Annotated in this window: 1 pseudogene; it reads left to right on the top strand. The window is 69.2% G+C overall.

The window, feature by feature from the left end:
- Positions 1 to 881, top strand: a pseudogene (locus AB0J09_RS65790) (ATP-binding protein); the annotation flags it as partial.
- Positions 882 to 1,023: the final 142 nt, after the last annotated feature.

Raw genomic sequence — 1,023 nt, 5'->3', positions numbered from 1 at the left:
CGGCCGAGGAGAGCGCTGCCCTCAATACCGCGGTACGGCTCGCGGCGGACGCGGCCGTCGGCGACCCGATCATCCCCGATGTGATCAGCGTGCTCCGGCAGGGCCCGCAGCCGTTGCGTGAACGCATCCTCGCCACCCGTGACAGCGACTACATCGCTGCCACGCGTTCGCTGATCTCCGCGTTGGAAAACCTGATCGGCGGCCCGTTGGCCGGAATGTTCGACCGGCCGACCTCGGTGCAACTGGATCTGTCCCGTCCGGCGTTGTCCCTGGATGTCTCCGTGCTGCGCTCGGCTGGCGAGCACGTGGCTGCTGCCGGGCTCCTGGCTTGCTGGGCCTACAGCTACGGCGCGGTCGACATCGCGCGTGCCTTCGGGGTGCTGCCCCGGCCGCTCGTGCTGCCGCTGGATGAGATGTGGAAAGTGCTGCGCAGCGGCCCCGGCATGGTCGACGCCATGGATGCGATCACCCGCCTGAACCGCTCGCACGGCGAGATCTCCTTGATGAGCACCCACTCGGTGCGGGACCTGGAAGCCCTGCCCACGGAGGAGGACCGGGCCAAGGCGGCAGGGCTGATGGAACGCTGCGACATTCTCATCCTGGCCGCCATGTCGGTGGGCGAGCTTCGCCGCATCAGCGCGCAGAAGGCGCTGACCAGCGCCGAAATCGATTTGATCGCTTCCTGGGCGGCCTCCACCAGCACCGGATTGGACGGCACCACCCAGATCCACCCTGGCCGCGGCAAGTATCTGATCAAGATCGGCCAACGGCTCGGCGTGCCGGTCCGGATGCAGCTGACCCCGCTCGAGCAGCGCCTGTACTACACCGACGGAGCCATCCACACCCCCGGCGCACGCTCAGGAGGCGGTCATGCTCGGTGAGCGCAGCGCCCACTCCGAACTCACGCCCTGGATCCTGGCCGGCGCCATCGTCACCAGCGTGACGCTGACCGCGCTGGTCTGGCTCGGCGGCACCTTGGGGGCGCTGGCCACCGGCGCGGGATGGCAGCCGCCGCCCTTCAGC

This window comes from Nonomuraea sp. NPDC049784 (assembly GCF_040659615.1).
Classification (GTDB): Bacteria; Actinomycetota; Actinomycetes; order Streptosporangiales; family Streptosporangiaceae; genus Nonomuraea.
This window is presented reverse-complemented; position numbering and strand designations above follow the sequence as displayed.